Origin of the sequence: Thermoleptolyngbya oregonensis NK1-22, from assembly GCF_032705245.1 — a bacterium.
Classification (GTDB): domain Bacteria; phylum Cyanobacteriota; class Cyanobacteriia; order Elainellales; family Elainellaceae; genus Thermoleptolyngbya; species Thermoleptolyngbya sichuanensis.
Window position 1 is genome coordinate 3,616,979 of the sequence record NZ_CP053540.1, and the last position, 25,642, is coordinate 3,642,620.

General features: G+C 55.0%; 21 protein-coding genes and 1 riboswitch. Of the genes, 9 read left to right on the forward strand and 12 right to left on the reverse strand.

Translation table 11 applies throughout. The features are described from left to right. Window positions 1–5: 5 nt before the first annotated feature. Window positions 6–1,283, reverse strand: coding sequence for an efflux RND transporter periplasmic adaptor subunit (locus HNI00_RS15350; protein ID WP_316787460.1), 1,278 nt, complete (start codon window positions 1,281–1,283; stop codon window positions 6–8). A gap of 444 nt (window positions 1,284–1,727) precedes the next feature. On the opposite strand from HNI00_RS15350, the gene HNI00_RS15355 reads away from it, so the two are divergent. Together HNI00_RS15355 and HNI00_RS15360 are read left to right on the forward strand one after the other, a co-directional pair. Further along, entirely contained in the window at window positions 1,728–4,175 is a 2,448-nt protein-coding gene (locus tag HNI00_RS15355) for a M48 family metalloprotease (RefSeq protein ID WP_316787461.1), read from the forward strand. Window positions 4,176–4,350: 175 nt separating this feature from the next. After that, entirely contained in the window at window positions 4,351–5,334 is a 984-nt protein-coding gene (locus tag HNI00_RS15360; protein ID WP_068507030.1) for an alpha-ketoacid dehydrogenase subunit beta, read from the forward strand. A gap of 300 nt (window positions 5,335–5,634) precedes the next feature. On the opposite strand, the gene HNI00_RS15365 is transcribed toward HNI00_RS15360, so the two are convergent. Together HNI00_RS15365 and HNI00_RS15370 are read right to left on the reverse strand one after the other, a co-directional pair. Continuing rightward, complete coding sequence (locus tag HNI00_RS15365; RefSeq protein ID WP_297076918.1) at window positions 5,635–5,922, reverse strand: hypothetical protein; 288 nt, start codon at window positions 5,920–5,922, stop codon at window positions 5,635–5,637. 515 nt (window positions 5,923–6,437) lie between these two features. Beyond that, complete coding sequence (locus HNI00_RS15370; RefSeq protein WP_316787462.1) at window positions 6,438–8,321, reverse strand: diguanylate cyclase domain-containing protein; 1,884 nt, start codon at window positions 8,319–8,321, stop codon at window positions 6,438–6,440. A gap of 463 nt (window positions 8,322–8,784) precedes the next feature. Between HNI00_RS15370 and HNI00_RS15375 the strand changes: the two genes are divergently transcribed. Beyond that, the gene (locus HNI00_RS15375; protein ID WP_316787463.1) at window positions 8,785–9,831 is read left to right on the forward strand and encodes a DUF6816 family protein; all 1,047 of its coding nucleotides are present in this window, start codon (window positions 8,785–8,787) and stop codon (window positions 9,829–9,831) included. Here the strand turns inward: HNI00_RS15375 and HNI00_RS15380 are convergent. Then, the gene (locus HNI00_RS15380; protein WP_316787464.1) at window positions 9,806–11,377 is read right to left on the reverse strand and encodes an AAA-like domain-containing protein; all 1,572 of its coding nucleotides are present in this window, start codon (window positions 11,375–11,377) and stop codon (window positions 9,806–9,808) included. The two genes, HNI00_RS15375 and HNI00_RS15380, sit on opposite strands and share 26 nt — an antisense overlap. A 453-nt stretch (window positions 11,378–11,830) precedes the next feature. On the opposite strand from HNI00_RS15380, the gene HNI00_RS15385 reads away from it, so the two are divergent. The 3 genes from HNI00_RS15385 (at window position 11,831) to HNI00_RS15395 (ending at window position 16,456) form a co-directional block, all read left to right on the forward strand. Then, complete coding sequence (locus HNI00_RS15385) at window positions 11,831–12,127, forward strand: hypothetical protein (protein WP_316787465.1); 297 nt, start codon at window positions 11,831–11,833, stop codon at window positions 12,125–12,127. A gap of 2,051 nt (window positions 12,128–14,178) precedes the next feature. Next, window positions 14,179–15,312 (forward strand): YsnF/AvaK domain-containing protein, encoded by a 1,134-nt coding sequence (locus HNI00_RS15390; RefSeq protein ID WP_316787466.1) that lies wholly within the window; start codon window positions 14,179–14,181, stop codon window positions 15,310–15,312. A gap of 175 nt (window positions 15,313–15,487) precedes the next feature. Then, a complete protein-coding gene (locus HNI00_RS15395; protein ID WP_316787467.1) occupies window positions 15,488–16,456 on the forward strand; it encodes a YsnF/AvaK domain-containing protein in 969 nt (322 codons plus the stop codon). A gap of 72 nt (window positions 16,457–16,528) precedes the next feature. Here HNI00_RS15395 and HNI00_RS15400 read toward each other — a convergent pair whose 3' ends face one another. The 3 genes from HNI00_RS15400 to HNI00_RS15410 form a co-directional block, all read right to left on the reverse strand. Next, complete coding sequence (locus HNI00_RS15400; RefSeq protein ID WP_316787468.1) at window positions 16,529–17,119, reverse strand: hypothetical protein; 591 nt, start codon at window positions 17,117–17,119, stop codon at window positions 16,529–16,531. Window positions 17,120–17,509: 390 nt separating this feature from the next. Then, entirely contained in the window at window positions 17,510–17,899 is a 390-nt protein-coding gene (gifA, locus tag HNI00_RS15405) for a glutamine synthetase inactivation factor IF7A (protein WP_316787469.1), read from the reverse strand. A gap of 34 nt (window positions 17,900–17,933) precedes the next feature. After that, window positions 17,934–18,035, reverse strand: a riboswitch (Glutamine riboswitch). A gap of 132 nt (window positions 18,036–18,167) precedes the next feature. Then, entirely contained in the window at window positions 18,168–18,917 is a 750-nt protein-coding gene (locus HNI00_RS15410) for a hypothetical protein (RefSeq protein WP_316787470.1), read from the reverse strand. Window positions 18,918–19,086: 169 nt separating this feature from the next. Here HNI00_RS15410 and HNI00_RS15415 point away from each other — a divergent pair, with 169 nt between their 5' ends. Continuing rightward, a complete protein-coding gene (locus HNI00_RS15415) occupies window positions 19,087–19,509 on the forward strand; it encodes a helix-turn-helix domain-containing protein (protein ID WP_297078364.1) in 423 nt (140 codons plus the stop codon). Window positions 19,510–19,544: 35 nt separating this feature from the next. After that, window positions 19,545–20,222: an IS630 family transposase gene (locus tag HNI00_RS15420; protein ID WP_316793433.1), complete on the forward strand. Its 678-nt coding sequence runs from the start codon at window positions 19,545–19,547 to the stop codon at window positions 20,220–20,222. 126 nt (window positions 20,223–20,348) lie between these two features. Here the strand turns inward: HNI00_RS15420 and HNI00_RS15425 are convergent, their stop codons facing one another. Then, window positions 20,349–21,152: a DNA adenine methylase gene (locus tag HNI00_RS15425; protein ID WP_316787471.1), complete on the reverse strand. Its 804-nt coding sequence runs from the start codon at window positions 21,150–21,152 to the stop codon at window positions 20,349–20,351. 130 nt (window positions 21,153–21,282) lie between these two features. Between HNI00_RS15425 and HNI00_RS15430 the strand changes: the two genes are divergently transcribed. Then, window positions 21,283–22,518 (forward strand): LL-diaminopimelate aminotransferase, encoded by a 1,236-nt coding sequence (locus tag HNI00_RS15430; protein WP_316787472.1) that lies wholly within the window; start codon window positions 21,283–21,285, stop codon window positions 22,516–22,518. Window positions 22,519–22,587: 69 nt separating this feature from the next. On the opposite strand, the gene HNI00_RS15435 is transcribed toward HNI00_RS15430, so the two are convergent. The 4 genes from HNI00_RS15435 to HNI00_RS15450 all read right to left on the reverse strand — a co-directional run bounded on the left by HNI00_RS15435 (window position 22,588) and on the right by HNI00_RS15450 (window position 25,634). Further along, window positions 22,588–22,992 (reverse strand): carboxypeptidase-like regulatory domain-containing protein, encoded by a 405-nt coding sequence (locus HNI00_RS15435; RefSeq protein WP_316787473.1) that lies wholly within the window; start codon window positions 22,990–22,992, stop codon window positions 22,588–22,590. Beyond that, window positions 22,983–23,546, reverse strand: a complete 564-nt coding sequence (locus HNI00_RS15440) for a hypothetical protein (RefSeq protein ID WP_316787474.1) — start codon at window positions 23,544–23,546, stop codon at window positions 22,983–22,985. Before HNI00_RS15440 ends, HNI00_RS15435 begins: the two co-directional genes overlap by 10 nt. A gap of 373 nt (window positions 23,547–23,919) precedes the next feature. Then, a complete protein-coding gene (locus HNI00_RS15445; protein WP_316787475.1) occupies window positions 23,920–24,816 on the reverse strand; it encodes a hypothetical protein in 897 nt (298 codons plus the stop codon). 218 nt (window positions 24,817–25,034) lie between these two features. Beyond that, window positions 25,035–25,634 carry a DUF1517 domain-containing protein gene (locus HNI00_RS15450; protein ID WP_172358953.1) on the reverse strand — a complete coding sequence of 200 codons (600 nt, stop codon included), beginning with the start codon at window positions 25,632–25,634 and terminating at the stop codon, window positions 25,035–25,037. Window positions 25,635–25,642: the final 8 nt, after the last annotated feature.

Consider the following 25,642-nt stretch of genomic DNA (forward strand, 5'->3'; position numbering starts at 1 on the left):
AACCCCTACTGCGCCATCGCCTGAGCGGGCATAATCGGTGCGCCCTCGGTCAGGTTTAGCACACCCGACACAACGACCTGCTCACCGGGCTGCACGCCAGAAATGACCTGATAGCTGTTGCCCTGGATGCTGCCTAGTTGCACGAGCCGCTGGCGGGCCACCTGCATGGGCGGCTGTCCGGGTGCGCCATTGGCCGGCGCGGGCTGATTGGGATTGGCTTCGGCCTGTTCAGCCACGTAAACAAAGGTTTGTCCGGCGATGCGGGTAATGGCGGCAGTGGGCACTAGCAGACCGGGCTGGCTGCTCCAGACGACGCGGGTGCGAACCAGTTGCCCATCGCGCAGGCTGCCGTCGTTCGTAAAGCTGGCCTTGGCGAGAACCGACTGTTCACCGCTGCTGACCTCCGGCGCAACAAAGCTGATGCGACCGCGCAGGGCGGGCTGGCCCTGTTCATCTAATAGCTCGACCGGAAGCCCAACCCGGAGTTGGCGCGATCGCTCGATGGGCACGGCAATGTTCAAATCCAGCGTGCCGTTCTGAATAATGCTAGTGAGCGTGGTGCTGGGCGTGACCAGGTCGCCCACCTTCACCGGGATATTGCCTACCACGCCCGCAATTGGCGAAATCACCTGCCGATCTTGCAGATTCTCGGCAGCGACGTTGCGATCTGCCTGGGCGCGGGCAATTTGGGACTCGGTTTCGCGCAGCGAGGCTTCGGCAGCCCGCACGTTCTCTTCTGCTGCCCGACGGCTGGCGATCGCCGTATCGCGGGTATTTCGCGCTCGGTCTAGCTCTTGCCGCGACAGCGCACCAGCCGACACCAGCGACTCGATGCGGCGATAATCTGACTCCGCCAAAGTGACATCGGCTGCTGTGCGGGCGACCTCTGCTTCAGCGGCCCGCAGCCGTGCTAATGCCGTATTTCGAGACGACTGGGCTGCTTCCAGATCGGCGATCGCCCCACTAACCTCTGCACGGCTGCGGTCAGCCCGCAGTTGCACAATCGGGGTTCGTGCTTGCACCACATCCCCCGGACGCACAAAAATTTCTACCACGCGCCCATCGGCTTCGGGGCGCAGCACAACCCGATCTTCCGCCTCCAGTGCGCCCACAAACTCGGAAGTCTCCAGCACTGTACTGGATTGCACAGTTTGCAACTCCACAGGCATGGGGGGCGGGCCACCCTGCATTCCTGGCGGGCCACCCCGGCAGGCCCCAGCCACCACTGACAGCAGCAGCGCGGCACTAAACAGCGAACCCCGACGCAACACCTTCACGCTCATATTGAAACCTGCTAAATCCCGAAATCAGCCAAATCAACCCAAACTTGCCAAACGTGAACTGCTGCTGGCACAGCGCCGCCAACCTCAAGCCATAGCAATCAATAGCAATCAGTAGAGTAATCAGAGAATTAATCAGAAACTATCTCACAACCTGCAAACCCAGAAGCTTCAAAGCGATGCATTCGGCATTTTTACAGCAATTTTCAGGATTTTCTTTGAAAACTCTAAATACGGGTTCATGTATCGCGGGAATGGTTTAGTAATTTAGCGGGATCGCCCTGCTGCGGCATCCTCCAATCGGGTTACTCCCATCAGGCTGCGGGATTGGGGCAGACTCCGGGAACGCAAGTTTTGGCGATGAAGAATAAGGAAGATTCTCAGATGGGAACCCTAGAGGTGTCGTGTTCAATTTGATACCTCATTGTCTTTTGAGGAGTACGAGTCATGACGGCCGAGAACCTCCTGAAATCGGGCATTCAAGCAGTTAAACAGCAGCAGTATAAAGCGGCGATTCAAGCGCTGATGGCTTGCTGCCAGGCCGCCGATCGCCAGTCCAAGCTCTATTTCCAGGCGCAGATGTGGCTGGTGCGGGCTTACTACGACGGTGGGCAGGCAGAGCGGGCGATCGCCCTTTGTCAGCAGCTCAGCACCGACGCGCCGCCCCAAGTGCAAACCTGGGCCAGAAACCTGCTGCCCACGCTATCCGCTGCGCCTGCAATCGGCCCAGACACCGCTGGATCGGCCGTCACCGATGCCCCCACCGCTGACCTGCCCCAGCTCAGCGCCGAAGAAGCCCTCGACCTGTTCAATCGGGGCAACCATGCGCTGAAAACCAAGCGCTTTGCCGAAGCCGTCGAGCATTTAGAAACGTACTGCCGATCCGCCAATCCCCATCACAAAGATTTCGCCCAAGCCCAGATGTGGCTGGTAAAAGCCTACAACGGCAATGGGCAAACCGAGACGGCGATCGCCCTCTGTCGTCAATTGCTACATCACGAAAAGGAATTCGTGCAGCTCTGGGCCCGCCAATACCTCAACACGCTGGCTCCCGAACCCGAAGCCGAAGCAACCCAACTCGAAGCCCCCCTCGCCGACGCAGCCAGCCTGCATCCCAAAATCCAAACTCTAAAATCCAAAAGCTCAAACGACCAACCGTCTGCCCTCAGCCCCACCAAAACCCGCGCCCCTCGCGGCGGAGTCTCGCTGGTGATGAAAGGCGTGGCCGGCAGCCTGGCCCTGGCATCGGGCATGACGATCACGCTGCTGTTTGGCATGGTGTTTGCGCTCTGCATGGCGCTGCTGTTTTTGCATGGCAGCGACAACCCCACGGCGGGGCTGGGCCTGGCGCTGGTGGCAACCCTGCTGTTCAACGCCATTGTCTTTTTCCTGTCGCCGCTGATCATGGATGTGGTGCAGGGCTGGCTCTATGGCACGCGCTGGGTCTCGCTGTCGGATATTGAGCGGCGCAGTCCGGAGGCGGGCCGCGTCATCCGCACCGTGTGCCAGCAAAAGAAGCTTGCTCAGCCGCGCCTGGGGCTAATTCCCGACGACAACCCCACCGCCTTTACCTACGGCTCGCTGCCCAACACGGCGCGGGTGGTGGTGAGCCAGGGCTTGTTTAAATACCTGGACGATGACGAAGTGGCCACGGTCTACGCCCACGAACTGGGCCATGTCGTGCATTGGGACTTTGCCGTGATGACGCTGGCGGCAACGCTGGTCCAGATTACATATCTTCTGTATGTGTATCTGCGAGAGGCCCAGGACTGGCTGGGCGACAGCGAAATGGCGCGACGGCTCAAGCTGGGGACGCGGAGTGTGGCGATCGCCGCCTACGTGTTCTACGTTCTAGGCGAATATCTGGTGCTGTATCTGTCGCGCACGCGGGAATATTACGCCGACCATTTTGCCGCGGAGGTGACGGGCAACCCCAACGGGCTGTCGCGGGCGCTGGTGAAAATCGCCTACGGAATTGTGGAAGAGGGACAGCGCAACCCCCAGCCCAGCAAGGTGCTGCAAGGTACGCGCACGCTGGGCATTGCCGACAGCAGCAGCGCCGGATTTACAGGCACGGCCTACCGCGTGGCAGCAAGCCCGGTGCAGGTGGGGCGCGTCTTTCTCTGGGATATGTTTAACCCCTGGGCGGCCTGGATGGAGCTAAATTCCACTCACCCGCTGACGGGCAAGCGCGTCCGCGCCCTCAGCACCTACGCCGAACAACTGGGGCTGGGTGCTGAGTTCGACATGGCGCAGGTGGTGCGTGAAGGGCGCGGGTTAAACAAAACGCGGCTCTATGGCAGCTTTGTGCTGGATGTGCTGCTGTATTGGGCAGACTGGATCGGCTTTGGGCTGGGGCTGCTCGTGGCGATCGCCCTCTACCAAAGCGGTGCGAGCAACCTGGGGGCGATCGCCGCTCCTGCACTGCTGGGTGGCGGCATCGGGCTACTGTTCAAAACCTTCGTCATGTATCCCGACTTCAACCGCGCCCCAGCGATGGACATACTCACCCTCATGTCTGATCCCTACGCCAGTCCGCTGCGGGGTCGCCCAGTCAAGCTAAGCGGCGAAATTATTGGCAAAGGCGACTCTGGCTATGCCTATGGCTCAGAACTCAAGCTGCAAGACCCGACGGGGATGATCTTGCTGCGCTATTCGTCCCGCTTCGGGCCCTTGGGCAACTTCTTGTTTGGCGCAAGTCAGGCCGAAAGCTTTATTCACCAGTCCGTCAGTGCGCTGGGCTGGTTCCGACGCGGCATGATGCCCTGGGTAGACCTGATTCGGCTAGACTGCCCCGCCAAGTGGACGGTTCGCAGCTATCACCGCTTCTGGAATCTGCTGTTTGGGGCGCTGCTGATTGGGCTGGCGTTTGTGCTGCCGTCGGTGCTGGCCTAGAGCGCGGCGCAGGCGGCAATGCTGGCGGGAATCCATCTTGTGCCGATTGGCGATTTTGGATAGCCAGTCAAGCCTCGGTCGCTTCTCTCGTCTAAAAGTGCATCTCTTGCAAACAGATGAGAGACAACCAGGGTATGATTCTAGATTGAGTGATTTACCAAAATTAGCAATTCCAATGGCAGAAACCCTCCTGTTCAACGCCCTGCGTGAAGCGATCGACGAAGAGATGGCGCGTGACCCGTCCGTGTTCGTGTTGGGCGAAGACGTGGGGCACTATGGCGGCTCCTACAAAGTCACCAAAGACCTGTATAAGAAATACGGCGATTTGCGCGTGCTAGATACGCCAATTGCCGAAAATGCCTTTACGGGGATGGCCGTCGGGGCGGCGATGACGGGGCTGCGTCCCATCATCGAAGGGATGAACATGGGTTTTTTGCTGCTGGCGTTTAACCAGATTGCCAACAACGCCGGAATGTTGCGCTATACCTCCGGCGGCAACTTCAAGATTCCGCTGGTGGTGCGCGGGCCCGGCGGCGTGGGGCGGCAGCTCGGTGCAGAACATTCCCAGCGGCTAGAGGCTTATTTTCAGGGCGTGCCTGGGCTAAAGATGGTGGCCTGCTCGACTCCCTACAATGCCAAGGGATTGTTAAAGTCTGCTATTCGCGATGACAACCCGGTGATCTTCTTTGAGCATGTGCTGCTCTATAACCTAAAGCAGGATTTGCCAGAAGAAGAATACCTGCTGCCGCTGGACAAAGCAGAGACCGTGCGCGAAGGCAGCGACGTGACCATTCTGACCTATTCGCGGATGCGCCATCATGTGATGCAGGCGGTGAAGACCCTGGAGAAAGAGGGGTTTGACCCGGAAGTGATTGACCTGATTTCGCTGAAGCCGCTGGACTTTGAGACGATTGGTGCGTCGATTCGCAAGACCCATCGTGTGATCATTGTGGAAGAATGTATGCGCTCCGGCGGCATCGGCGCAGAAATTACGGCATCGATTAACGATCGCCTCTTTGACGAACTGGACGCGCCCGTGATTCGCCTCGCTTCGCAGGATATTCCCACGCCCTACAACGGCACGCTAGAGAATCTGACGATTGTGCAGCCTGCCCAAATTGTGGAAGCGGTGCAAAAGCTGGTGGCGCTGAAGGTGTAGTTCAGCCCTGCGCGAGAAACACGCGAGAAATACACGAAAAACGTTGGTGTGCGAAAGGACTGGGGTGTAGCGGTGTTCTTCTGTGGAAATCGCTAGTGGAAATCGCTGGTGGCAATCGCTGGGCGATCGCCCCTGCCAGACCTTTTGCGATGCGTTCCGATTGCGATGCGCTCTGATTGCGATGCGCTCTGAAAACCAAAGTAGACCGAGCGATCGCTCAGCCAGCAGGACGGATGTCAGCACTAGAGACATCGCCCAGAGATGTCGCGCAGAGATATCAATAACCCATCTCCGACCAGGCTACGAAAAGGTGAGCCTGGATGGGTCAACAACCAGGCTGCTAATCAGCACGCCGTTGACCAGAATATTGATTTGGTGAGCAATCCGGAGTTCTGAAATCGGCTCCTTGAGCAAGTCTTGAGCAGCAAGGAGGGTTTCGGCGACCTGGCGATCGCGACACTCGATTCGCAGCACTCCCCAGCGGCGAGACAGTCGGCATGCCTTTAGCCCTTGCAACTGTCGTAGCTCAGCCGGGTCCTCCCGATAAAAGTCGAGGATGAGTCGAGTGAGTTGGGCAAACCAGTTCATTGCAGCGAACCCCTAAAGATGGATTTATTAAGGCAACGCACCTGCAACCGCTCCCCGGCGATCGCCCATCCTCTTTTGCAGCTACCTATTCGGTAAAACGCAAGATTCTGGGGAAACACCTGAGGAGATCGCGCAACTGCGCTTCTTTTCAATACTTTTATTCAAGCGCAGATCAAAAACTCAAACGATGGATTGCAAAAAGATTTAATGCGTGAATTCCTAAAAAAGGGTTTCCCAACAGCCTGAAACAGTCTTGGTGCAAGGGATTCTGGAGATTTATCCGAAGTGATGAAACGTAACAATATAGGCTCATTTCTTTAAGAAATGAATCCCTAAAAATCGGAACCTTGCTTTCATTTTTGTTACGAAGTTTGATATTTCAATTTGTAAATAAACTTTGCGAATACCAATAAATTTCGTAACGTCTTGAGTTTAATTAAATTAAGCAATCTGTACCGATACTCCCGTCGGTACTTATTTGTCCTGCTAGAGTTTCCTGCATCTGCGAAGCCTGATTAGGGCATGTCAAAGTCCCGGTAGACCGCAGTCCGGTTTCGTCCCCGGCGTTTTGCGTTGTAGAGCGCCTGGTCGGCCTGCGCCATCAGGACTTCAATGGTTTGCGTAGAGGTGGGAATTTGGCTGGTGACACCAAGGCTGACCGTCACGACCTGGGCCACGCGAGAACACTCATGGCGGATGCCCAGTGCCTGGATGCCGAGGCGAATTTTTTCGGCGATCGCCCGCCCCCCTACCATATCGGTGTTGGGCAAAATCACGCCAAACTCTTCACCGCCATAGCGGGCCACCAGATCCGCCGGACGCTGCGCCACGCACTTGGCAACCTCAGCCAGCTTTTGCAGGCAGTCGTCGCCTTCCTGATGGCCATAGTGGTCGTTAAAGCGTTTGAATTCGTCTACATCAAACAAAATCAGCGAGAGAAACTGCTGTTCTCGCAAGAGCCGATTCCACTCCTGTTTGAGGTGCTGGTCAAAGCGGCGGCGATTGGCGATTTGCGTCAGTCCGTCAATGTTGACGAGGGCTTCTAACTCCTGGTTGGCTCGAATCAGCATCTCTTCGGCCCGCTTTTGCCGAGTAATGTTTTGCATTTGCGCCAGCAGATAGAGCGGATTTTGTTGTGCATCTCGCACCAGCGATACGCTCAGCAGTGCCCAGGTAATTTCTCCACTCTTGCGGATATAGCGTTTTTCCATCTGAAAGGAGTTTCGCTTGCCGTCGATTAATTCCTGCACCATCGCTAAGTCAGCAGCCAGGTCTTCGGGGTGAGAAACGGCCTGGAACGTGAGCGATCGCAGTTCAGCCTCGGTGTAGCCCAGTAGATCGCAACAAGCAGCATTGACCGCCAGAATCTGACCGTTGAGGGCAGTGATGGAACTGCCCACGGCGCTGTGGTCAAAGGCGGCGCGAAACCTGGCCTCGCTCTGGCGCAGCGCGTCTTCTGCGGATTTGCGGTCGGTGACATCGCGAATCATCGTCAGCGCTTCGGTGGGGCTATAGGGCACAATGCGGACTTCTTCATGCTGGAGGCGATCGCCAAACCAAACCTGCTGCTCATAGACCTGAATCTGCTGCGTGGCAAAGGCCGCTCTTAAATAATGCAGCTTGCGCTGGGCGACTTCTTTTGGCAAAAGCTGAGACACCCGCATTCCCACCGGGTTGACCTCTGGCGGGATGAGATCAATCAAATGATTCGTCTTGAGATAGCTGAGATAAATGCCCTGGTCGCTGACGCGAAAAATCAGGTCGGGAATGGCATCGAGCAGGGCCTGCGTTTCTATTTTTTGATGATGTAACGCCTCCGTTTTTTGGGTAATTTCTGACCGCAGGGCGTGGTTTTGGGTGACGAGCGATCGCTCGGTCTGTCGCCGCAGCGTGATGTCTTGAAACACCACAACACAGCCTAAAACTTCGCCCTGACCATTACACAACGGCACGGCCCGCGCTTCCAGCAGAACGGTTCGCTCTGCACGGCGGATTTCCAAATCGTCGGCTGTGCAGCTTTCGCCGCGCAGGGCGCGAGAGATGGGCAGCGCTTCGGGAGCATATAGCCGCCCCGTGCCCGCCTGAAAGATCGGACAAATTGGCACTGTGGTATCCGGGGCAGTGTTTAGGGCAGTGTCTGGGGCAGTATCTAAGGAAATATCTGAGAACGTGCATGGGGCGATGCCAATCATGTCCCGCGCCACTTGATTGAGAAACGCAGCACGGCCATCTTTTTGATAGATTGCAATGCCCAGCGGCAATCGATCGAGCCACGCAGACACCTGCGAGGGATCGCCAAAAAAGTCAACCGATTGCAGAAGTGGAATTACGAGATTGCTATTGCAAGAGCGATCGCGCGGGAGTGCCCGGAGCCACTGTTCAAATTGGGAGTGATTCATAAACCGCACTCGGCGGGTATGTGCCAATGCTAGAAATGACTGATGTGACTGATGTGACTGATCTAACTGACCTGACTGACCTGACTGACCTAATTGCCTTACTGGAATCAAGCAAGTTAGCTTTTCATATAAAGCAAGCTTGCCTTCTCATATTGTTCCCAAAGAGCCGATTTGGGCGGAATTCTAGAAAATTTGATTTTAATACTTAGATTAGACGCATTTCGGTTATTTATCGGCCATACGTCAGGCAATTGCTTGAATTTACTGAGTAATGATCTCAGTAATTATCCTGAGTTTCTCCAAATTTCAAAATTTCTCAGAATCGTCGCGATCGCCCCTCGTCCAGCGTAGGCACCCAGAGAGCTTGCGAATCTTCCAAAAACTCGCTAAAGATCCCCTAAAAGCCTATTGTATGGTAGCTTTGCAGAAAATCAGACCTACAGGAAGGTGCCCGGTGAAGGCGGTGTCAACGCAACGAGCGATCGCCCCCAGCGTTGCAAAACGTCTGGCAATCGTCTCCGCAAAATTGCCCATCTCCGTTCTCATGTCTACTCTGAAACCATACCTGGTCAACGGCTCCGCAAAATTGCTGGGGGCGGCGGCCTGGACTCCAGAGCGATCTTTGGAGCTTCCTGAAACTCCAGTGAGGAGTGTATCCCGAAAGATCGCTGGCGGCTGGTGCGTCCTGAGACGAATCGGGCTGGTGGTGGCGCTGCTGCTGCTGTGGGTTGGGCTGGGAGCAGCGGGAACCGCGCAGGCAGGGCCGTTGGGCGATCGCCTGGCCCAGTTTCCCGACTGGCAAAGCAAGCCACTCTTGCCCAGCGCCAGGGGCGATCTGGTCTATCCCGACTGGTTTGAGGGCACTTGGGACGTAACCACGACGCTGGTAGATCTGGTCGCGCCGCTGGCCCCAGAGATCACAACCCCTGGGTTTGAGGGCAATCGGCAGTATCTCAACCAGCCAGTGCTATTTCAGGCGCGATTTGTGGCGACGCTGCCCAATCGCTTTGGGGGGCTGCCGCTGCCGCCGTCGCTGTTGGGCAAGCCGCAAGTCGTCGCCGATCGCGCGTTTAACGGGCTGAACCTGGCGAGAGCGTATCTAGACAAGCCCGATCAGAAAAGTCCGGTGCTGGCGGTGAAGGTTGATCCCAAAAATCCCAACCGCCAGATTACGCTGCTGCGCGACGAGTCTGAAGACAGCGTGCTGGGGGCTAAGGAGTTGGTGTCTACGGTGGTGGCGCGGGGGGTGGAAACGCCCAGTCCCTCAGAGTTCATTACCACTGAGGTCTTCCAGCAGGAGTTTTTAGGATCGCCGCAAATCTACTTCAATACGGTGGAAACCAGCACGGCCTATCAACTGCACCCCGACGAACTGCCCCGCATTACTGCTGACCAAGTGACGGCAATTTATCTATCGCCCCAGGACCCCGATTACTTTGCAGCGGGCGATCGCCCCGTTGCGCTCTACCGCTATCGGCTAGAGTTTAACCCCGAACCCGGCATAGACTAACTGAAAGGGCGATCGCCGCTGCCGCCAGCCCCACCCCTGCCAAAAGCAGCAGCACAATCCCCCGCTGAAGCGTCCGCCGCGCCTGCAACTGGGCGGTTTGCAAAATTTCGTTAGCCTGTTCTGCGGCCCGCAGCGCCGTTTGCATATCCCGCTGGTCGAGGGCCTGGCTGGCCGCCAAAAATCGGTAGTCATCGGCGGGCAGGTTTTTTCCAGCCGACCAGGTTTGGGCATCGGCCAGCGCCTGCCCTCGCAACAGCCGCGACTCGTCCAGCCCGCCCGACTGCAACCAGGCATCCAGCGCGGCCGCGTAGGGACGCAGCGCCGAGAGTTGCTTTTCGACCCAGGCTGCATTAAACACGCGCTCATAAATCCGGTTGTAAACCTGCAAGCGGTCGTTTTGCTTGACCACCAGCCCCGACAGCAGCAGTTCCACCGAGTCGCGGCTGTCGTCGGTGAGGGTTGTGGACCGCCCGCTGCCTGGGTGTGAAAACATAGAGTGTGGGGATATCGACAGGGTTGCAGGATCTTGCTGGAGAATCTGCTGATAAAGCCCCAGCAGGCGGCCCGCCCGCCGCTCGTCGTTCAAGAGGCGATCGCGAATAGTGCGTAAATGCGGCGGCTCGTCCTGGGCGACCCAGTTTTCAATCACCTTAGATTCCACAATTGCCGCCACCTGCACCGACTCTGCGCCGTGATTGATCAAGATCTCGCGCACGAGCTGCTGCAAAAACGGCGTTTGCAAATCGGGCGTTTCCCACGGGGCGCGGCCGGGCGTGGCGTTTAGCTGGCTGTGCTGGGCCACCAGTTGACACACCTTTTGCGTCAGAAACGGCTGCCCGCCTGTCCAGGCAAGGATTTCGCGCAGGACGGCTCTGGGATGATCGACCTTGCCCTCCAGCCCCATCAGCAGCGGCTCGGCTTCGTCGAGATGGAACCCGGTGAGGGCGATCGCCCGACCAATATTCAGCGGCGTGCGCGTCTTATCCGCAATCAGGTCAGAGGGCGTAGTCACCCCTAGCAGCGCAAAGGTCAACTGCCCCGCATCATGACAGGCCCGCAGCAGCGCAAAAAAATCGTCGGTATTGAACGACAGACTGAGAATGCTGTCGATTTCATCCACGAAAATCACAATCGGCGGCGACACTAGCGCAGGCAGCGTCTCTGTTAGAAATTCACCCAGCCGATTCACAGGCGACAAGTCCTGACGCTCTGCCAGCCATTGCCGCAGAGGAACCTGCTTGGCAAGCTGGAAGCTCCGCAGCAGACGCATAATCAGGTCGGCATACCACTGGTCGGGCGTGATGTCGCGGCTGCCGATGCTCGACAAATCCACCACGCCGCAACTCCAGCCCTCTGCATGGAGGCGCTGGGTCGTCCGCACGCGCAGGCTAGACTTGCCCATCTGCCGACAGTTCAGCACGTAGCAAAACTCACCCGCCTTGAGCGCCCGATATAGCTCGTCGTCCGCCTGTCGCACGACATAGCTAGGTGCGCCTGCGGGCAGCCTGCCGCCGACCTGATATTCATAGGCAGAAGAGGCACTCATGGCAGAGTCTCAGTGCATCACGGTTCCTCCCCAGTATCAAGCTATTTTCTCGCTGCGGCAACTAATCACAGGTTTGCTCAAGGTTGTCCCCAATTCTTGCCCCCAGTTCTTGTCCTCAATCCTTGCGCCCAATCCTTGCGCCCAATCCTTGTTCTCAATGTTGAACCCGTGAAACTTTTTCTTGCCAGGGGCGATCGCATCCCTTACAATCAACCATCAAGCTGTGAATGACCCCAAGTCAGCGCGGCTTACCCTTACCCCCGAAATTTTGGTCGTTTAGTCATCTACGGCATTGGCAGGTGTTCCCGCACCCACCAACGCCTGACCCCTCGACAGTCCGTGGCTGTCTCAGGGCTGCGTCCATTGTAGGCCGCCCTGTCCCAGCGCATCACGTCCGTGGGCGGCCAACATTTCGGGGTTTCCTACCCACTCGTTTCCTGGAGGAAACCCCAAATGCTGAAAATTCAATACACCTGGTCGTCCCCACTCTCGGAGGCGACCCAGTTTTCGCTGCCCCCGCTCACCTGCGAACTACCCCACCGTCGCCGCCTGCGCCACTGCATCATCGGCCTCCCCGAAGACGCACAGATGGCGATCGATCGGCTCCACCTGCTCCGCTACGCCGAACGCTTTGAGTGGACGAACGCCCTGGATTTCCCACCCCACGGCATCGTCCTCGACGGTCGCCCCGGCGAAGTGCTGCGCTACCTCCACCGCGACATCCGCAGCAACCCTGGCGCAACCGAGTAAGAACAGATAAGGGCGATTTTGGGTTTTGGGTTTTGGATTTTGGCGGTTCACTCTGCCTATCCAAAATCCAAAATCCACGCGATGTGCAGCTTTCAATCTGCCCTTATCCTCCAGCCCCTTCTCCCTTTTTGGGAGAAGGGGAGCCGGATTAGAAGTCCCTCTCCCGCTTTGGGAGAGGGATTTAGGGTGAGGGTTGCAAAAGTGGGATACGCCCTCCTTCGCCCTATATTACTCAACCAGCAGCGCGCTGAATGCCTGATTCTACCAAGCAGGAGCGAGGCTGATGCACTCCCTGATGCATGAACAAACCCTGACTTCCAAGACACCGATGAACCGATAGAATGTCTTGGGCATAATCCTGCTAATAACAGGAACCTCTCGCCTCATGCGCGAATTTCCACACAAACGTCTGACACGACTGTTTCAGTTGCTAACACAACAACACAAGAGTTCTACACATTTCCATACAAAAATTATAGAGATGGAGAGCCATTGAACCCTGGCGCGTTCGTTTCAAGCTGAATTCGCTTAGCTCTCAATCATTCCTACATTCGTCACATTCTAGGAAAAGCGCTTTTGAAACAAGGATGCAGCATTTTTGAAGCCAGCGAGGTACACATAAGGCTACGAAACCTTCGTCTTTGCAAGATAGCACGTATCTCACCTTGCAAGAAAATGCTGCATATCACGAACTATGCCTCAGAGCCTTGTTTATTGCGGGTTCATTAGAGCCATTCGGGTTCAGACCATCACAATCCTCTCATCCTGTTCTTGGTTCTCCGGTTCCAAACGATGCGTATGCGATCGCTTGTTGAACTTGATTTTTATCCACCTTTATGCACCCGTCTGAAAGGCTTGGATCTCAGGCGAATTTAGTTTGCCACGGAGCGAGAAATGCTAGCTCCTTCATCAGTTTGCTCAAAATGTGCAGTTGCATACTCACAAATTGTGCGCCACCAAACCTTGCTTTTTTGCCGTAATAGGCTAGCCTCATATAGGGTTTGGAATCCTTAAGAGAACGCAATAGTTTGCTTCATGCTCAGCGTGTCTCTGTCTTGCGTACTTACATCGCTGAAATGCAGTGCAGTCAAGGTATGCCGCTGTTGATCCTGATCCTTGACTGTTCTTAGGTAGTCTGGAAAACATACCACTTGGGGATAAGTATGGTTTTAATATTCAGAGCTTCAGTAACTCTGGTTTCGCTAGATTTCATGAACGGTTCTTAAGGCCTGATTTTGTTTAGAATGCCTGAGCTAGTAGCCTGGTTTCCTCTGGAAACTTCAGGGGTTTAGCATTACGGCTTGATGTAGGGCTGGTATTGAGATACTTTCCAGTTTATTAGCCTTCCTGTTCCATAGACATATCCCATAGAGCAGCGGATTGACTGCTAACCAATGATGCTCTTTGGAGTTATGTTGTGTGACAAGAGTGTGCATGGACAGTCGGAGCAGCGATCTCGTTCTACTGCCAGCGTTTCTACCAGCTTTGGTAAGCGTCTTTGATGAGCATCTGATAAGCATCTATGGCTTTGCTACTGCGATCGCCCATTACAAAGCAATGTGGCTTCAATGTTTACATCTGGAATGTTTACATCTGGAAATGTGCGTCTTGGATACGCTGAGCTAGAAAGTCTGATCACGATAGATTACCTACTCACCTCTAGGAATCAGGCTAAAAGTCAAGCAACCCTTCAAGCTACCCTTCGCAGGGAGGCTTGCCTACTGAGAGTTTCTAAGGCGCAGATAGCTCCTTGGGCGATCGCAAATCTAGCAGCTACGGATGACGTATCAGTTTCTATGGAACCAGGGAATAGTCCACAGAGCAGATTTTCACCCACAGATCCCGCCGCAGCTCCCGGCAGTCAGGCACTAATCGGCTTCCCTTTTTGGCTGTGGCTACTGTTACCTTTTCTGGGGCTATTGCTGCTCATTCTGCTGCGATCTAGACGGCAATCCGTGCAGCAAAGCAGCTCCCCCGCCGAGGCTCCTTATCCTGGCCATCCGCCCTCCAGTAAGCAGCCCGAAGCCAGCAATTCTACGATCAACTCTCTCATGGAAGAAACATCTAACTTGCCTGATTCAGCTAACTTGCCTGATTCAGCTTCTGTAGCGCCCGAACTTACCTCTAACACCCAGCAAGATAGTTCGATTGCTGATCAGGAAGTGCTTTCGGTCATTCAAGAAGAGGTATCGCTTAGTAAGCAGCAGGTTGAACGAGGCAAGATTCGAGTTAACAAGCGAGTAGAAAGTCGTGAGGAAATAATCAACGCCCCAATCGTGCATGAGCAAGTTGTAGTAGAACGTGTTCCATGCAATCAAGTAATTGAGGGAGAGACCCCTACAGAGCGGCATGAAAATGGGGTTCATATCATCCCCATTTTTGAGGAAGTTGCGGTAGCCGAAAAGCATCTCGTTTTGCGAGAAGAAGTGCATATCTCTAAAAAGCTTGTTACAGCAAATGCAAAGCAAGCCGTGGCGGTTCAACGTGGTGTCGTTGATATTGAACGTACCGCTTTTGAGAGTGAGCCATCGAACCAAACTCAGGCTGCTATAGATTCTCAAACCAGCGCCTCAATCAATTCAGAAGCTCAGTTAGGGCCAGCAACAGCGCAAAAAGAATTTAGATCTACCTCAGGTGACTTTTATGAAGCTGAAACTAACACTGTGGCTGTGCCAGAATCAAGGTCCACAGAGCGTCCTGCTGATTCCTCTGAAGAAGCTCTAGCCGTTGTTTCCAGCGCACAGCTTCAAGCCAATCAGCCTCAAACTCCCAATCAAGTTTCTAATCGTGAGGCGATTACTGAGGAAGAGATTGTCGTACCGATAATGGCCGAAGAGGCTGCTTTAACGGTTCAACAGATCGCTCGTGGAAAGGTGCAGGTACGCACTAGGTTTGACACAGTAGAGCAAATTGTCGAAGCACCTGTGATGCGTGAGGAACTGATCATCGAGCATATTCCTCGAAACCAGTCCATTCAGGGTGATCTACCGCAAATCCGCGAAGAAAACGGCGTACAAATTATCCCCATCTTGGAAGAAGTATTGGTGAGCAGAAAGCAGCTTTTGCTTCGAGAAGAGGTGCGAATTTCAAAGCGTCGAGTCACAGAGAATATTCCTCAGGCAATCACTTTACGCTATGAGGTTGCAGATATTGAGCAGATCAGCTTTGAGGATAGTAGCGAATAGTTCGTTCTCTACGCTTTTCCTTGAGAGTGAAGGTTTTTTTAAAAGATTGATAGTACGAGCTTTCTCCTCGGTTGAGATAGGCGTTATCCAGCCTATCTAAAGTAGCCCTTGTAGCGAGAACAGGGGATTCGGTTACGTTTTGACCCCATATCGTTAGTCACGAAAGGACGAATTCATGAAAACTGTTATTGGTTTGTTTGATGATCGCGAAGAAGGGATGCGTGCTTATACTGCTCTGCACGATGAAGGATTTGCCTTGGCAGACTTGGACATTCTGACCAACGACGACGAAGATGACGTGCCCAAGCTGGAAAATCTTCGCAGAAATCTGCCCGCTTCCGATGCCGAAGTGTACTTAGAAGGGGTTCGTCAAGGTGGCACGATCATCACTGCAAACGTGGCTGATAGCGCTGCTACTCGTGCAGCTGAAATCATGTCCAACTTCAACATGGTTGTGATTGCTGATCGCGTTGCCGAACTCAGGAAGGTAAACCCGAACCTGACCCTCAGCGATCCTGCACGCGATGAGAACGTTCTGGAGGTGATTGAAGAAGATCTGCAAGTCGGCAAGACCGCCGTTGAGCGGGGCCGGATGCGGATTTATTCCGTTGTCACCGAGCGTGAAGTCTCCCAGAATGTGGCTCTGCGCGATGAGACCCTGCGCGTCAGCCGTCGCCCCGTGAACCGCCAGGTCGAAATTCGCCCTGACTTGTTCCAGGAGCGCTCCTTCGAGATGGTGGAGATGGATGAAATCGCCCTAGTTGGCAAAACTGCTCGGGTGGTTGAAGAGATTGTTCTGGGTAAGGAAGTTTCCGAGAAGATTGAAACCATCAAGGAAACCCTCCGCCGTCAGGATGTAGAGATCGAGGAAATCCCGGCAGCCCGTCCTTTTGCTGACTATGATGCCGATTTCCGCGCTTTCTACAATGAGAAGCTGTCCAACAAGGGCGTTCAGTATGATGAACTCCGTCCGGCCTTTAACTATGGCTATAGCCTGGCCACCCGCGAACCCTTCCGCAGCAGCCCTTGGTCTGCCGTGGAGCAAGACGCTCGCCGCATTTGGGAAGAGAAGAACCCCGGCACCTGGGATCAGAACAAGGCGGTGATTCACTATGCCTGGGAAAAAGTTCGTAGCGCTCGCTAGACCCTAAAACGTCTCCTCTAGAGTGAATCGTTGTGCGGCATTGTCGTGCAACGATTCGTGCTTTTTGCCGTGCTACTGCTCTGAACGACATCGAATCCGGGCGCTATCACCAATCGTGTTGATCTGATGCTTTGCCAGGATGCGGTCAACGGCGTTTGGGTAGGAGAGGCGAGTGTAGTGAGGGAATGTTTTGAGCAAAGCCTCCACAAAGGAGCGAGACAGAAAAGAACCGAGGGCAAATTGCCGCACGGCTCTCACTCGCTTGGTTTCCAAATCAGTCAGCACCACTGCCAGGGGCAGTTGAAAGTTGGGATTATGCAAGACAGGGTCAAAGTTGGGCAGTTGTTCTGGATGGAGCTGACAGAGGTGAAATGGGCATTCCTGCCAGGGGAGAACCAGGGTTGCGGGCTTTGTTCGTGCGGGCCCGGCGTACTTGTCAACCTGGAAAATCCGAAAGCAGAGAAAGGGGACTTGTTCGACGACGTTAAGGGCAACCTCAAAAACGCCAGACTCGACGGCCCACTGTTCGGCTAGGGAGGGATTGCGAAAGGTCAGGGTCAGTTCTACCCAGTCGGAACGCCAGGTAAACTCGGCTCCTTCTGCATCTAGCGATCGGGTGTGACGTTGTCCTACGGTAATCAGACCAAAGTCTTGATACTTCATCGTTGCAACAGTTAAGTCAGTCCGGTCAGGTGAACGACCTCCAAAATGCAGTCTTCCTTAGCTAAGGCACTGCTGTATGTAGGAGGGTTAACCGTATGTTAACTAGCATTATGCCCACCATTGTTGCCTGGATCACATTATTAAGGCTAAAGATTAATTTTTTCTAAAAATTTAGCAGCAGAAGCACGGCGAGGATTTGCGGAACTTTGCAAAAATCTATAAAAAAATCTACAAATTGTGACGGTGTTTACCCTATTTCATTCGATACCGAGGAATCGTCATAAGAAAAGGCACCCCCCGATGGGAGTGCCTGCAACCAGCTAACTTTTAGGAAATGTTCGGGAAACTGGTGGAGCGGAGATGGGAAGCAGATGAGAACCTGCTATGACCCTAGCTAATGCTGGCGTGGCTGCGGTCGTAGCTGTCCCAGAAACCGGGCTGCACCTTGCCTTGAATGTGTCCCCAGTATTGGCTGGTGGTTCCGGCATCTAGCCCGACGTTGGCCGCCAAACGGGTCAGCATCGCTTGCTGGCGGCGCTTCACCAGCTTGTGGTGATTCATCATCAGCTCCCGCGCTCTCTCTTCGATGGAAACGGGGGCTGCGGGCTGGGCTACGGGTGCAGCAGCAGGAACGGTCGCCACTGCGTCAGTTGCAACGGGCTGATTGGTCCGATATTCGTTGCCCCGGAACTTCAGTTCAGTGGTGGTTGGGTGGCTGTTGCTCAGGTTCAGGGGTTGGGGATCGTAGTTGTAGGTTACGCCACGATAGGTGAGTTTCATAGGATTCGCCTCTCTTTTTGAAGGGTAAGGGTGAGGCGCGTTCCTTCGGGATTGCTCCCTACTTCCGTCTCTTTGGAGCGATCAGGCTTCGAGCGATTAGGCTGGTTGAAGCTGACAGCGGAAAGAGATGAACGATTTCTTTTCTGTATCTATTGTTACTGTTTTGAATTTATCTGTCAAGGGTTCCTGGCTTGATTTGGGTGAGTTTTCTAGAAATCACCTGATTGGGCGATCGCCCACGCCGATGACCCCACCAGATTCGGGCGCACTAGTTATTCGTTTCGCGCAAAGAAACCAGTAATTCGCCGACTGTCAGGTTTAGCTTTTGGGCGTGGGGATTGCTGGACTCAAACAGTTCATCGCCAATCAGCGCCTGATAGTCGGAAGCGGACTGGGTGCGGGCTGCATCATCCATGTGTAGCCGCATCACCAATAGCCCATAGTAGTCCCGCAGTTCGGTTCCTTCTAGCAGAACCGTGCCGCCATAGTCCCAATCAAATCCGTAGAACTTGAAGGGGCCCAGCTTTTGCTGTAGCTCTGCAAACGAGGTTCCCACCCCAATTCCTTCTGGCGTTTGCCAAGCCGGGCCAGGGTTCATTACAGCAGCGGCTTCGGTGCGTTCTGGGTTGCCCCAAATGATGGTGAAGGAACGTTCTGGGCCAAGGTTTACGACGGTTCCCAGTTCGATTTCGCCTTCGCCCATGCCAATTTCTTTATCTTCTAGGTTGGCTTCGCCAAACTGTGCGGCCAGATCCTGGCGGGTCGTGTTTTTCGTTACGGGGCCAAAGCGTTCGCCAGGAACGATCGTGGTGTCCAGCGTAGCAGCGGGAGACTGGGCGATCGCCCCGCCACTGGGTTCAGAGGGACTGGGCGACGCTGCGGTCGACGCTGCGGGTGACTCTACGGGCGCAGAGGACAGCCAGGGCGCAGAACCACATCCCGCCAGCAGCGCTGCGGCAAGTAAGGTAGATGCTATCGCAAAGCGTGTCCGAGATTTACAAACCAGGGATGTGAACATGGAACTCCAGCCTTTCGCCAATCTGCGACTATGGTAATAGATCTATCGCTGTAGGCTGATGCTCCGTCCGGATAGTTTGCCTGTCGCTCAGTACTTTGTAAATTAAGTTTTTTGGACTCAAGCGAGTGAGTAGTAGACTGTTCACAGTCCTATTGTTAGCTGAGTAGAGATGAAAAAGTGCCAAGTCGAACTGCGTCCAACCGACCGCGATTACCTAGAGAATTTGTTGCGTAAGGGTCAACTGGGAGCCCGGCAGTTTAAGCGGGCGACTGGTTTACTGGAACTTGACCGAGGCAAACCCGTAAGTGCCGTTGCGACGACCTTAAGTGTCTCAGAGACGACGGTGCGAGCATGGCGCGAGCGCTATGAACAGGAAGGATTGCAGATGCTGCATGACAAGCCCCGCTCGGGTCGCCCAATCGAGTTTGATGGTGAGCAACGAGCCAAGATTACGGCCTTAGCTTGTAGTGAAGCCCCGGTCGGTCATGACCGCTGGGACTTGCGTCTGCTGGCGGATAAGGCGGTTGAACTGAACTATTGCCAGAGCATTTCACATACGCAAGTCGCGAAGATTCTCAAAAAAACGAGTTGAAGCCTCACCTCAAGCAGACGTGGTGTCTGGGTCAATTGGATAGCCGCTTTATTGCTCAAATGGAACAGATCCTTTGGTTGTACGCCCAACCTTATGACCCTGCCTACCCGGTGGTCTGCTTCGATGAGCGTCCCTGTTTTCTCATCGGTGAGGTTGTTGCCCCGTTGCTGATGCGAGCGGGTCATGTCTACAAAGAACACTACAGCTATGAAAAAAATGGCTCTTGTGCCTTGTTAGCGGCAATTGAACCCTTAACGGGAAACCGTCTAGCTCAGGTGTACCCGCAACGCACCAAACGAGAATACACCTTGTTCTGCCAAGCGCTGGCGACTCAGTACCCCCAGGCCTGTAAAATTCGCCTGATACAAGACAATCTCAACACCCACAATGCCAGTTCCTTCTATGAAAATTTACCTGCGGCCGAGGCGTTCGCTTTAGCTCAACGGTTTGAGTTTTACTACACACCGAAATCCGCGAGTTGGCTCAACATGATTGAGATTGAGTTGTCGGCGTTGGCACGCGGTTGCTTGCATCAACGCATTCCTACGATAGAAGAATTAAAACGGCAAGTTTTAGCGTTGGTTGCAGAACGTCATGAGCAACATATCAAAATCGACTGGCAGTTTTCGATTGAAACTGCCAGGAGCAAACTTAGTCGTCACTACGACAACATTCGACCTGAACCAGTGGGAGTAAAACCGTCAGATACTTAATTTACAGAGTACTCAGTGGAGTGATTTTTGGAGTGATTGTTTAGACTCAGGTGGGGGTAAAGGGGAGGGAACTCCAGGCGGGGTCGCTCAGTGGAGTGATTTTTGGAGTGATTGTTTAGGTTTAGTTCAGTAATTTTTGATAAACAACTCCTTACCCCTGGCGGCGATCGCCTGTTTGTAGTTATTCATGCCGTATTGCAGTTCCCATTCCACAATGGTTGCAAACCGAAACAACTGCCGCACCTCTGGCGAGTCGTCGTAGGTGATCAGCCAGCGATGGGGACAGCGCTGCATCGCGGCGGCAAATCGCGCATGGTCGAAGGCCGTGTGCAAGTTGCCTTTCACTCCGTATAGCTTAGAGCGCGTGGCAGATAAGTAGGGCGGGTCGAGGAAGATAAACACGTCTTCGCCAGGCTTTTGCAGCAGCTCTGCATAGTCGCCATGGGTAATCTGTACGCCTGAAAGTAAGGCAGGCAGTCTGGCAAGGCGGGCGATCGCCGACTCAGTAAAGCGCCGCTCGTAGGCCTGCTGCGAATAGCCGCCAGAATCCATCACGCCCGAAAACGTGATGCGGTTCATCACAAAAAAGCGAACGGCACGATCAAAATCTGTGGAACTATTTTGTTCATCCAGCAGAAATGCGTACAGTTCACGCCCGGTCGGGAAGCTGGAACGCAACCAGGACACTTTTTCGACCAGCGCCTCGTTCTGATCGCGGGCAGTCTTCCAAAAGCAAACCAGGTCGCGGTTCAGATCATTGATCCAGAACAGGTGAGGCGCTTCACGCAACTGCTGCTGGGCCGCCAGAAACACCGAACCACCGCCGACAAACGGTTCTCGAAATTCGGCAATGCGCTCCGGCAGCAGCGGCAAAATCTGGGCGATCGCCCTCGACTTGCCACCTGGATACCGCAACGGACTCTTGATCATGCCTCTCCGCCCGCTTCTCTTCCGCAGAAATTCCCCTAGCACAGGTTAGCGCACCAGGTTTGCCGTAAGCTGGATTGAGGCTTAAATTATTGAGACAATCACCCAGACGCAAGACTAGACCCAAGAAACTATGGCGACCATCAACGACAACTATTTGAAGCTTAAGGCAGGCTACCTGTTTCCTGAAATTGGGCGGCGGGTGAATGCCTTTGCGGCGGCAAACCCCGACGCGCCGATCATCCGGCTGGGCATTGGCGACGTGACCGAACCGCTGCCCGAAGCCTGCCGCACGGCAATGATCAAAGCCGTAGAAGACATGGGCGATCGCGCGACGTTCAAGGGCTATGGGCCAGAGCAAGGGTATAGCTGGCTGCGAGAGGCGATCGCCACCCATGATTTTCAGGCACGCGGCTGCGACATCAGCGCCGACGAAATCTTTGTCTCCGATGGCTCCAAGTGCGACTGTGGCAACATTTTGGACATCTTTGGCAACAACAACACGATTGCCGTCACCGACCCCGTGTATCCGGTTTACGTCGATACCAACGTTATGGCAGGGCACACGGGCGATGCCAACGAGCGCGGCGAATACGACGGCCTAGTGTACTTGCCCATCAGCGCCGAGAACGACTTCACCGCCGAGATCCCCAGCCAAAAAGTAGACCTGATTTACCTTTGCTTCCCCAACAACCCCACAGGCGCAACGGCGACCAAAGAACACCTGACCGACTGGGTAAACTATGCCCGCGCCCACGGCTCGATCATCCTGTTTGACGCGGCCTACGAAGCCTTTATCACCGATCCGTCGCTGCCGCATTCCATTTATGAAATCGAAGGAGCGCGGGAGTGTGCCATTGAGTTTCGCTCCTTTTCCAAAAATGCAGGCTTTACGGGCACTCGCTGCGCCCTCACCGTTGTTCCCAAATCCCTCAAGGGCAAGGCGGCTGATGGTTCTGACGTGGAGCTATGGGGGCTGTGGAACCGTCGCCAGTCCACCAAGTTCAACGGTGTGTCCTACATCGTGCAGCGCGGCGCAGAGGCAGTCTATTCGCCCGAAGGTAAGGCTCAAACCCGCGCTCTGATCGACTTTTATATGGAAAACGCCCGCATTATTCGGGAACAGTTGACGAATGCTGGAATTCAGGTTTATGGCGGCGTAAATGCGCCCTACGTTTGGGTGAAAACGCCCCACGGTTTGTCAAGCTGGGATTTCTTTGACAAGCTGCTGCACACCTGCAACGTCGTCGGCACGCCGGGTTCCGGCTTTGGTGCGGCAGGCGAGGGCTATTTCCGCATTTCCGCCTTCAATAGCCGTGAAAACGTAAACGAAGCCATGCGCCGCATTGTGGAAAAGTTCAAAAGCTGAACTCTGCAATCCAGTGGCGGCGACGATCTGCGCGATCGCCCGCCGCCCTCTGTGCTAGCTCATCTGGTGCTAAATCATTAGGTTTATGAAGCTGCTGTGACCAGCATCTTCTACTCGGATTGTCCAGCGGCCGCGTCTAGATAAATCCGGCGTGAACCTGTAGCGACCCTGGCGATCGCTCGTCCCCCGTTGCCAGGGCACACTGGGATTCCCCGGCGCAAAGATCAACACCTGTGCGCCTGCCATCGGTTCCCCGGTGCTATAGTCGGCGATGATTTCCACCGAGACAATCTGAGCATTTTGGGGCAGCGTAGATTCGCTGTAGGTAATGCTTTCCCCCCGCACACCCCGCGCCTGCACGATGGCCCTTAAGCCGACTTCGTGGGCCAGGGCTGGAACGGCTAACGTGCCCAGCAGCAAGATCAGGCCGAGCGATCGCCCCAGATGTCGCTTGACTCTGGCTTTTAGTCGCACGCGGTCACTCCTTCTGCACAATACAAGCTCCACCACGGATCAAGCTGATTGGTATCTGCTTCGCCCGTGCTGTGTCCCAGCAACTCTTCAAAACTGGAATTCAGCCCGCCATAGCGCACATGCATGTGAATCGGGTCGCCGTGGGGAGCGCGGAGCGCCACATACTTGAAGCCACTACAAGCCGCATCTTCGGACACCAGCTCAAACAAATCCCAAATCGACGACTGAAAGCGGGGATAGTAGAACGGGTCGGGCGCGGCACCGCGATAGGCATACTGACAGTTCTCGGCGATCGCATTTTCGCCCGCCAGATCCCGATAGAAGGAAAATTGCTCCATCTGGTTAAAGACGATGCGCCCCGGATTTCTAGGGTCATTCAGCGAAGAGGGCACGGCTGTATCCAGTGTGAACACCCCATTCACGCCCAAAAACGGAACGCTGGAATTTGGAGAAACAACCGCTACAGGTTCGTTTGCCAGTCCGCTCTGCCCACTCAGACAAGCTAGGGCCGTCAGGATTGCAACTGAAAGTTTTGGTAAATCGAGCGATCGCATAAACACCCATTCCTCACAACTATCACTGGGACGATTATCTTTGGGACGACAGGTAGCCCGTCGAATTAAGGCATAGACTACCGAGTTTGCGTTAAATTTGCGATGCCCCTGCTGAGGATGGGGATAATGGCGATTTGCGATTTTGGATTGGTGCTTTTGGATTGGTGATTTTGGATTGGTGCTTTTGGATTTGCGATTCTGGATTGTCAGTCAAGCCTCTTCGAGGCTTCCGGCAATTTTACTCGTCGCGCCCCTTGGGAGAATGGCCAGCAGCTTGCTGCTCCCAGTAATTCCAAAAAATCCCACTGATTCAAAAAAAGAGGGAGCGATCGCCCCCTCCGGTTTTATATCCAATCAAAACTGTTTGCTCAGCCTAGCGACGACGGAACCCGCCGCCCCGCATTCCGCCACCCAAGGAGGGACGTGGACGCACGCTGCCAAAGCCACCGCCGGGGCGCACTGTGGTCTTCGGGCGGGGAGCCGTATTCGGGCGCAGGTTGGTGGAGCCAAACCCAGAGCCGCTGGGACGATTCACCGTTGTCTTGGGTCGAGCGGTCGCCGGGCGGGCCGTGGTGGGCACTCGCAGTTGCCCCGACGTGCGAAGCTGGCGATTACGCACCGCATTGGGCACGGTCTTGTTTTGCGCCTGATAGCGCTCAACCGCTTGCCCGTAGGTGCGACCGTAGCCGCCGTAGCCCGTCATCACGCGACCGGGGACATAGACAGGCGGGAAGTAGTAATGCGGCGTAAACAGCAGACTACCCAGGGCTTGACCTGCCAGCGCTCCAGCAAAGGGGGACCAGAAGCTTGGCTCCTGGCGCACCACAACCACTTCCTGCCGCCCAGTCTGCGGATTCACCTGGGTTTCGGTGACGTTGTGGACATACTCAATCCGAAAGTCTTCCGTCAGGTGCAGCGAGGGCTGCCCGTTTTCGACCTTGAGGTAGCTCTTTTCGCCAGCGCTGATTTCTTCATCCGTCAGCCGCGCCATCGGTAGGTCGGCAGATTGGAACACTGAAGAGGCTCCTGGCGGCGTATTCAGCAGCATCAGCGTATAGTCGCCTTCCAGGTCGTTGTAGCTGGCTTGCTGCACGGGATACTTGCCATCGGGCAGCGTCGCTTGGGACGGCGCAGCGGCGACTATGGGCTGATCGGCAGGGGCGATCGCCCCCGAATCTCCCAGAGAGGACGAGCAGGCCAGCGTGGTGAAGGCCAGCGTAAAGGCTGCCGTGAGGGCAACCAGCTTGCGAAGCACAGAAAACTGCATCATGAGAATCAATGGGTGAAACAAAGAAGGGAACTTATCAGGTGTTGGGGTTGACAAGGGTTTGATAAAACAAGTGAACCGGGCTGAACGCTCAATAAAAATCGGCAAAAATCGGCCCTGACTCTAATCTAAACCAGACGCAAGACCTGAACCAAGCGCAGTCCGTCACAGCGCCGTAGGAAACCGTCTGGGCAAACAGGCTAGGCAAACAGGCTAGAAGTCTACAGGGGAACAAGTTCGGGGTAGTGCTGCAATAGCTCGTCGTAGGTGAGTTCGTCGCCCAGTTGCGCTGGGGAAAAATGCACCTGAATCGCCCGCAGCTTTTCGTTGTGGTGCAGGTTGATGATGGACTTTAGCCCCATTCGCAGGGCGCTGGCGTTGGTCAGGTCGGTTTCCAGGGTAGGCACTTCGCCTTCATAGGCGACGGTGATCATTACCACCAAGTTTTGGGTAATGGGCAGAATCAGCGGCGTTTCTGCATCCTCGGTGTCCGAGTCCAGCAGTTCTGCACCGCTGCCATAGCGCTGGGCCGAGTCGGTAAAGAGTTCCGTCACGTAGTCGCCCGCTTCGCCCTCGTCCCAGAAAACATCGCCTTCGTTTGCGGCAGACTGCCAGTATGGCTCATACTCCAGCAGATGGTCGCAGAGGGTGACGAGTTCTTCCCCCAGCACGTCCAAGTCACCCTCGGCGGCGATCGCCCTTTGTCCTGCCTGGTTCAGCACACCCAGCAGCGGCGCAACCTCCCGTCCCGCCAGATGCAGAAAAATGCGACACACGACAAACCGCGTTTTGCCGCTGAGTTGTTGAAAGCGATCGCGCAACGCCATAG

Excerpts from the sequence above, each read along its gene's own strand:
- HNI00_RS15350 (WP_316787460.1), bottom strand. The coding sequence starts at position 1,283 with ATGAGCGTGAAGGTGTTGCGTCGGGGTTCGCTGTTTAGTGCCGCGCTG.
- HNI00_RS15355 (WP_316787461.1), top strand. The coding sequence starts at position 1,728 with ATGACGGCCGAGAACCTCCTGAAATCGGGCATTCAAGCAGTTAAACAG.
- HNI00_RS15360 (WP_068507030.1), top strand. The coding sequence starts at position 4,351 with ATGGCAGAAACCCTCCTGTTCAACGCCCTGCGTGAAGCGATCGACGAA.
- HNI00_RS15365 (WP_297076918.1), bottom strand. The coding sequence starts at position 5,922 with ATGAACTGGTTTGCCCAACTCACTCGACTCATCCTCGACTTTTATCGG.
- HNI00_RS15370 (WP_316787462.1), bottom strand. The coding sequence starts at position 8,321 with ATGAATCACTCCCAATTTGAACAGTGGCTCCGGGCACTCCCGCGCGAT.
- HNI00_RS15380 (WP_316787464.1), bottom strand. The coding sequence starts at position 11,377 with ATGAGTGCCTCTTCTGCCTATGAATATCAGGTCGGCGGCAGGCTGCCC.
- HNI00_RS15385 (WP_316787465.1), top strand. The coding sequence starts at position 11,831 with ATGCTGAAAATTCAATACACCTGGTCGTCCCCACTCTCGGAGGCGACC.
- HNI00_RS15390 (WP_316787466.1), top strand. The coding sequence starts at position 14,179 with ATGGAAGAAACATCTAACTTGCCTGATTCAGCTAACTTGCCTGATTCA.
- HNI00_RS15395 (WP_316787467.1), top strand. The coding sequence starts at position 15,488 with ATGAAAACTGTTATTGGTTTGTTTGATGATCGCGAAGAAGGGATGCGT.
- HNI00_RS15400 (WP_316787468.1), bottom strand. The coding sequence starts at position 17,119 with ATGAAGTATCAAGACTTTGGTCTGATTACCGTAGGACAACGTCACACC.
- gifA (WP_316787469.1), bottom strand. The coding sequence starts at position 17,899 with ATGAAACTCACCTATCGTGGCGTAACCTACAACTACGATCCCCAACCC.
- HNI00_RS15410 (WP_316787470.1), bottom strand. The coding sequence starts at position 18,917 with ATGTTCACATCCCTGGTTTGTAAATCTCGGACACGCTTTGCGATAGCA.
- HNI00_RS15415 (WP_297078364.1), top strand. The coding sequence starts at position 19,087 with ATGAAAAAGTGCCAAGTCGAACTGCGTCCAACCGACCGCGATTACCTA.
- HNI00_RS15425 (WP_316787471.1), bottom strand. The coding sequence starts at position 21,152 with ATGATCAAGAGTCCGTTGCGGTATCCAGGTGGCAAGTCGAGGGCGATC.
- HNI00_RS15430 (WP_316787472.1), top strand. The coding sequence starts at position 21,283 with ATGGCGACCATCAACGACAACTATTTGAAGCTTAAGGCAGGCTACCTG.
- HNI00_RS15440 (WP_316787474.1), bottom strand. The coding sequence starts at position 23,546 with ATGCGATCGCTCGATTTACCAAAACTTTCAGTTGCAATCCTGACGGCC.
- HNI00_RS15445 (WP_316787475.1), bottom strand. The coding sequence starts at position 24,816 with ATGATGCAGTTTTCTGTGCTTCGCAAGCTGGTTGCCCTCACGGCAGCC.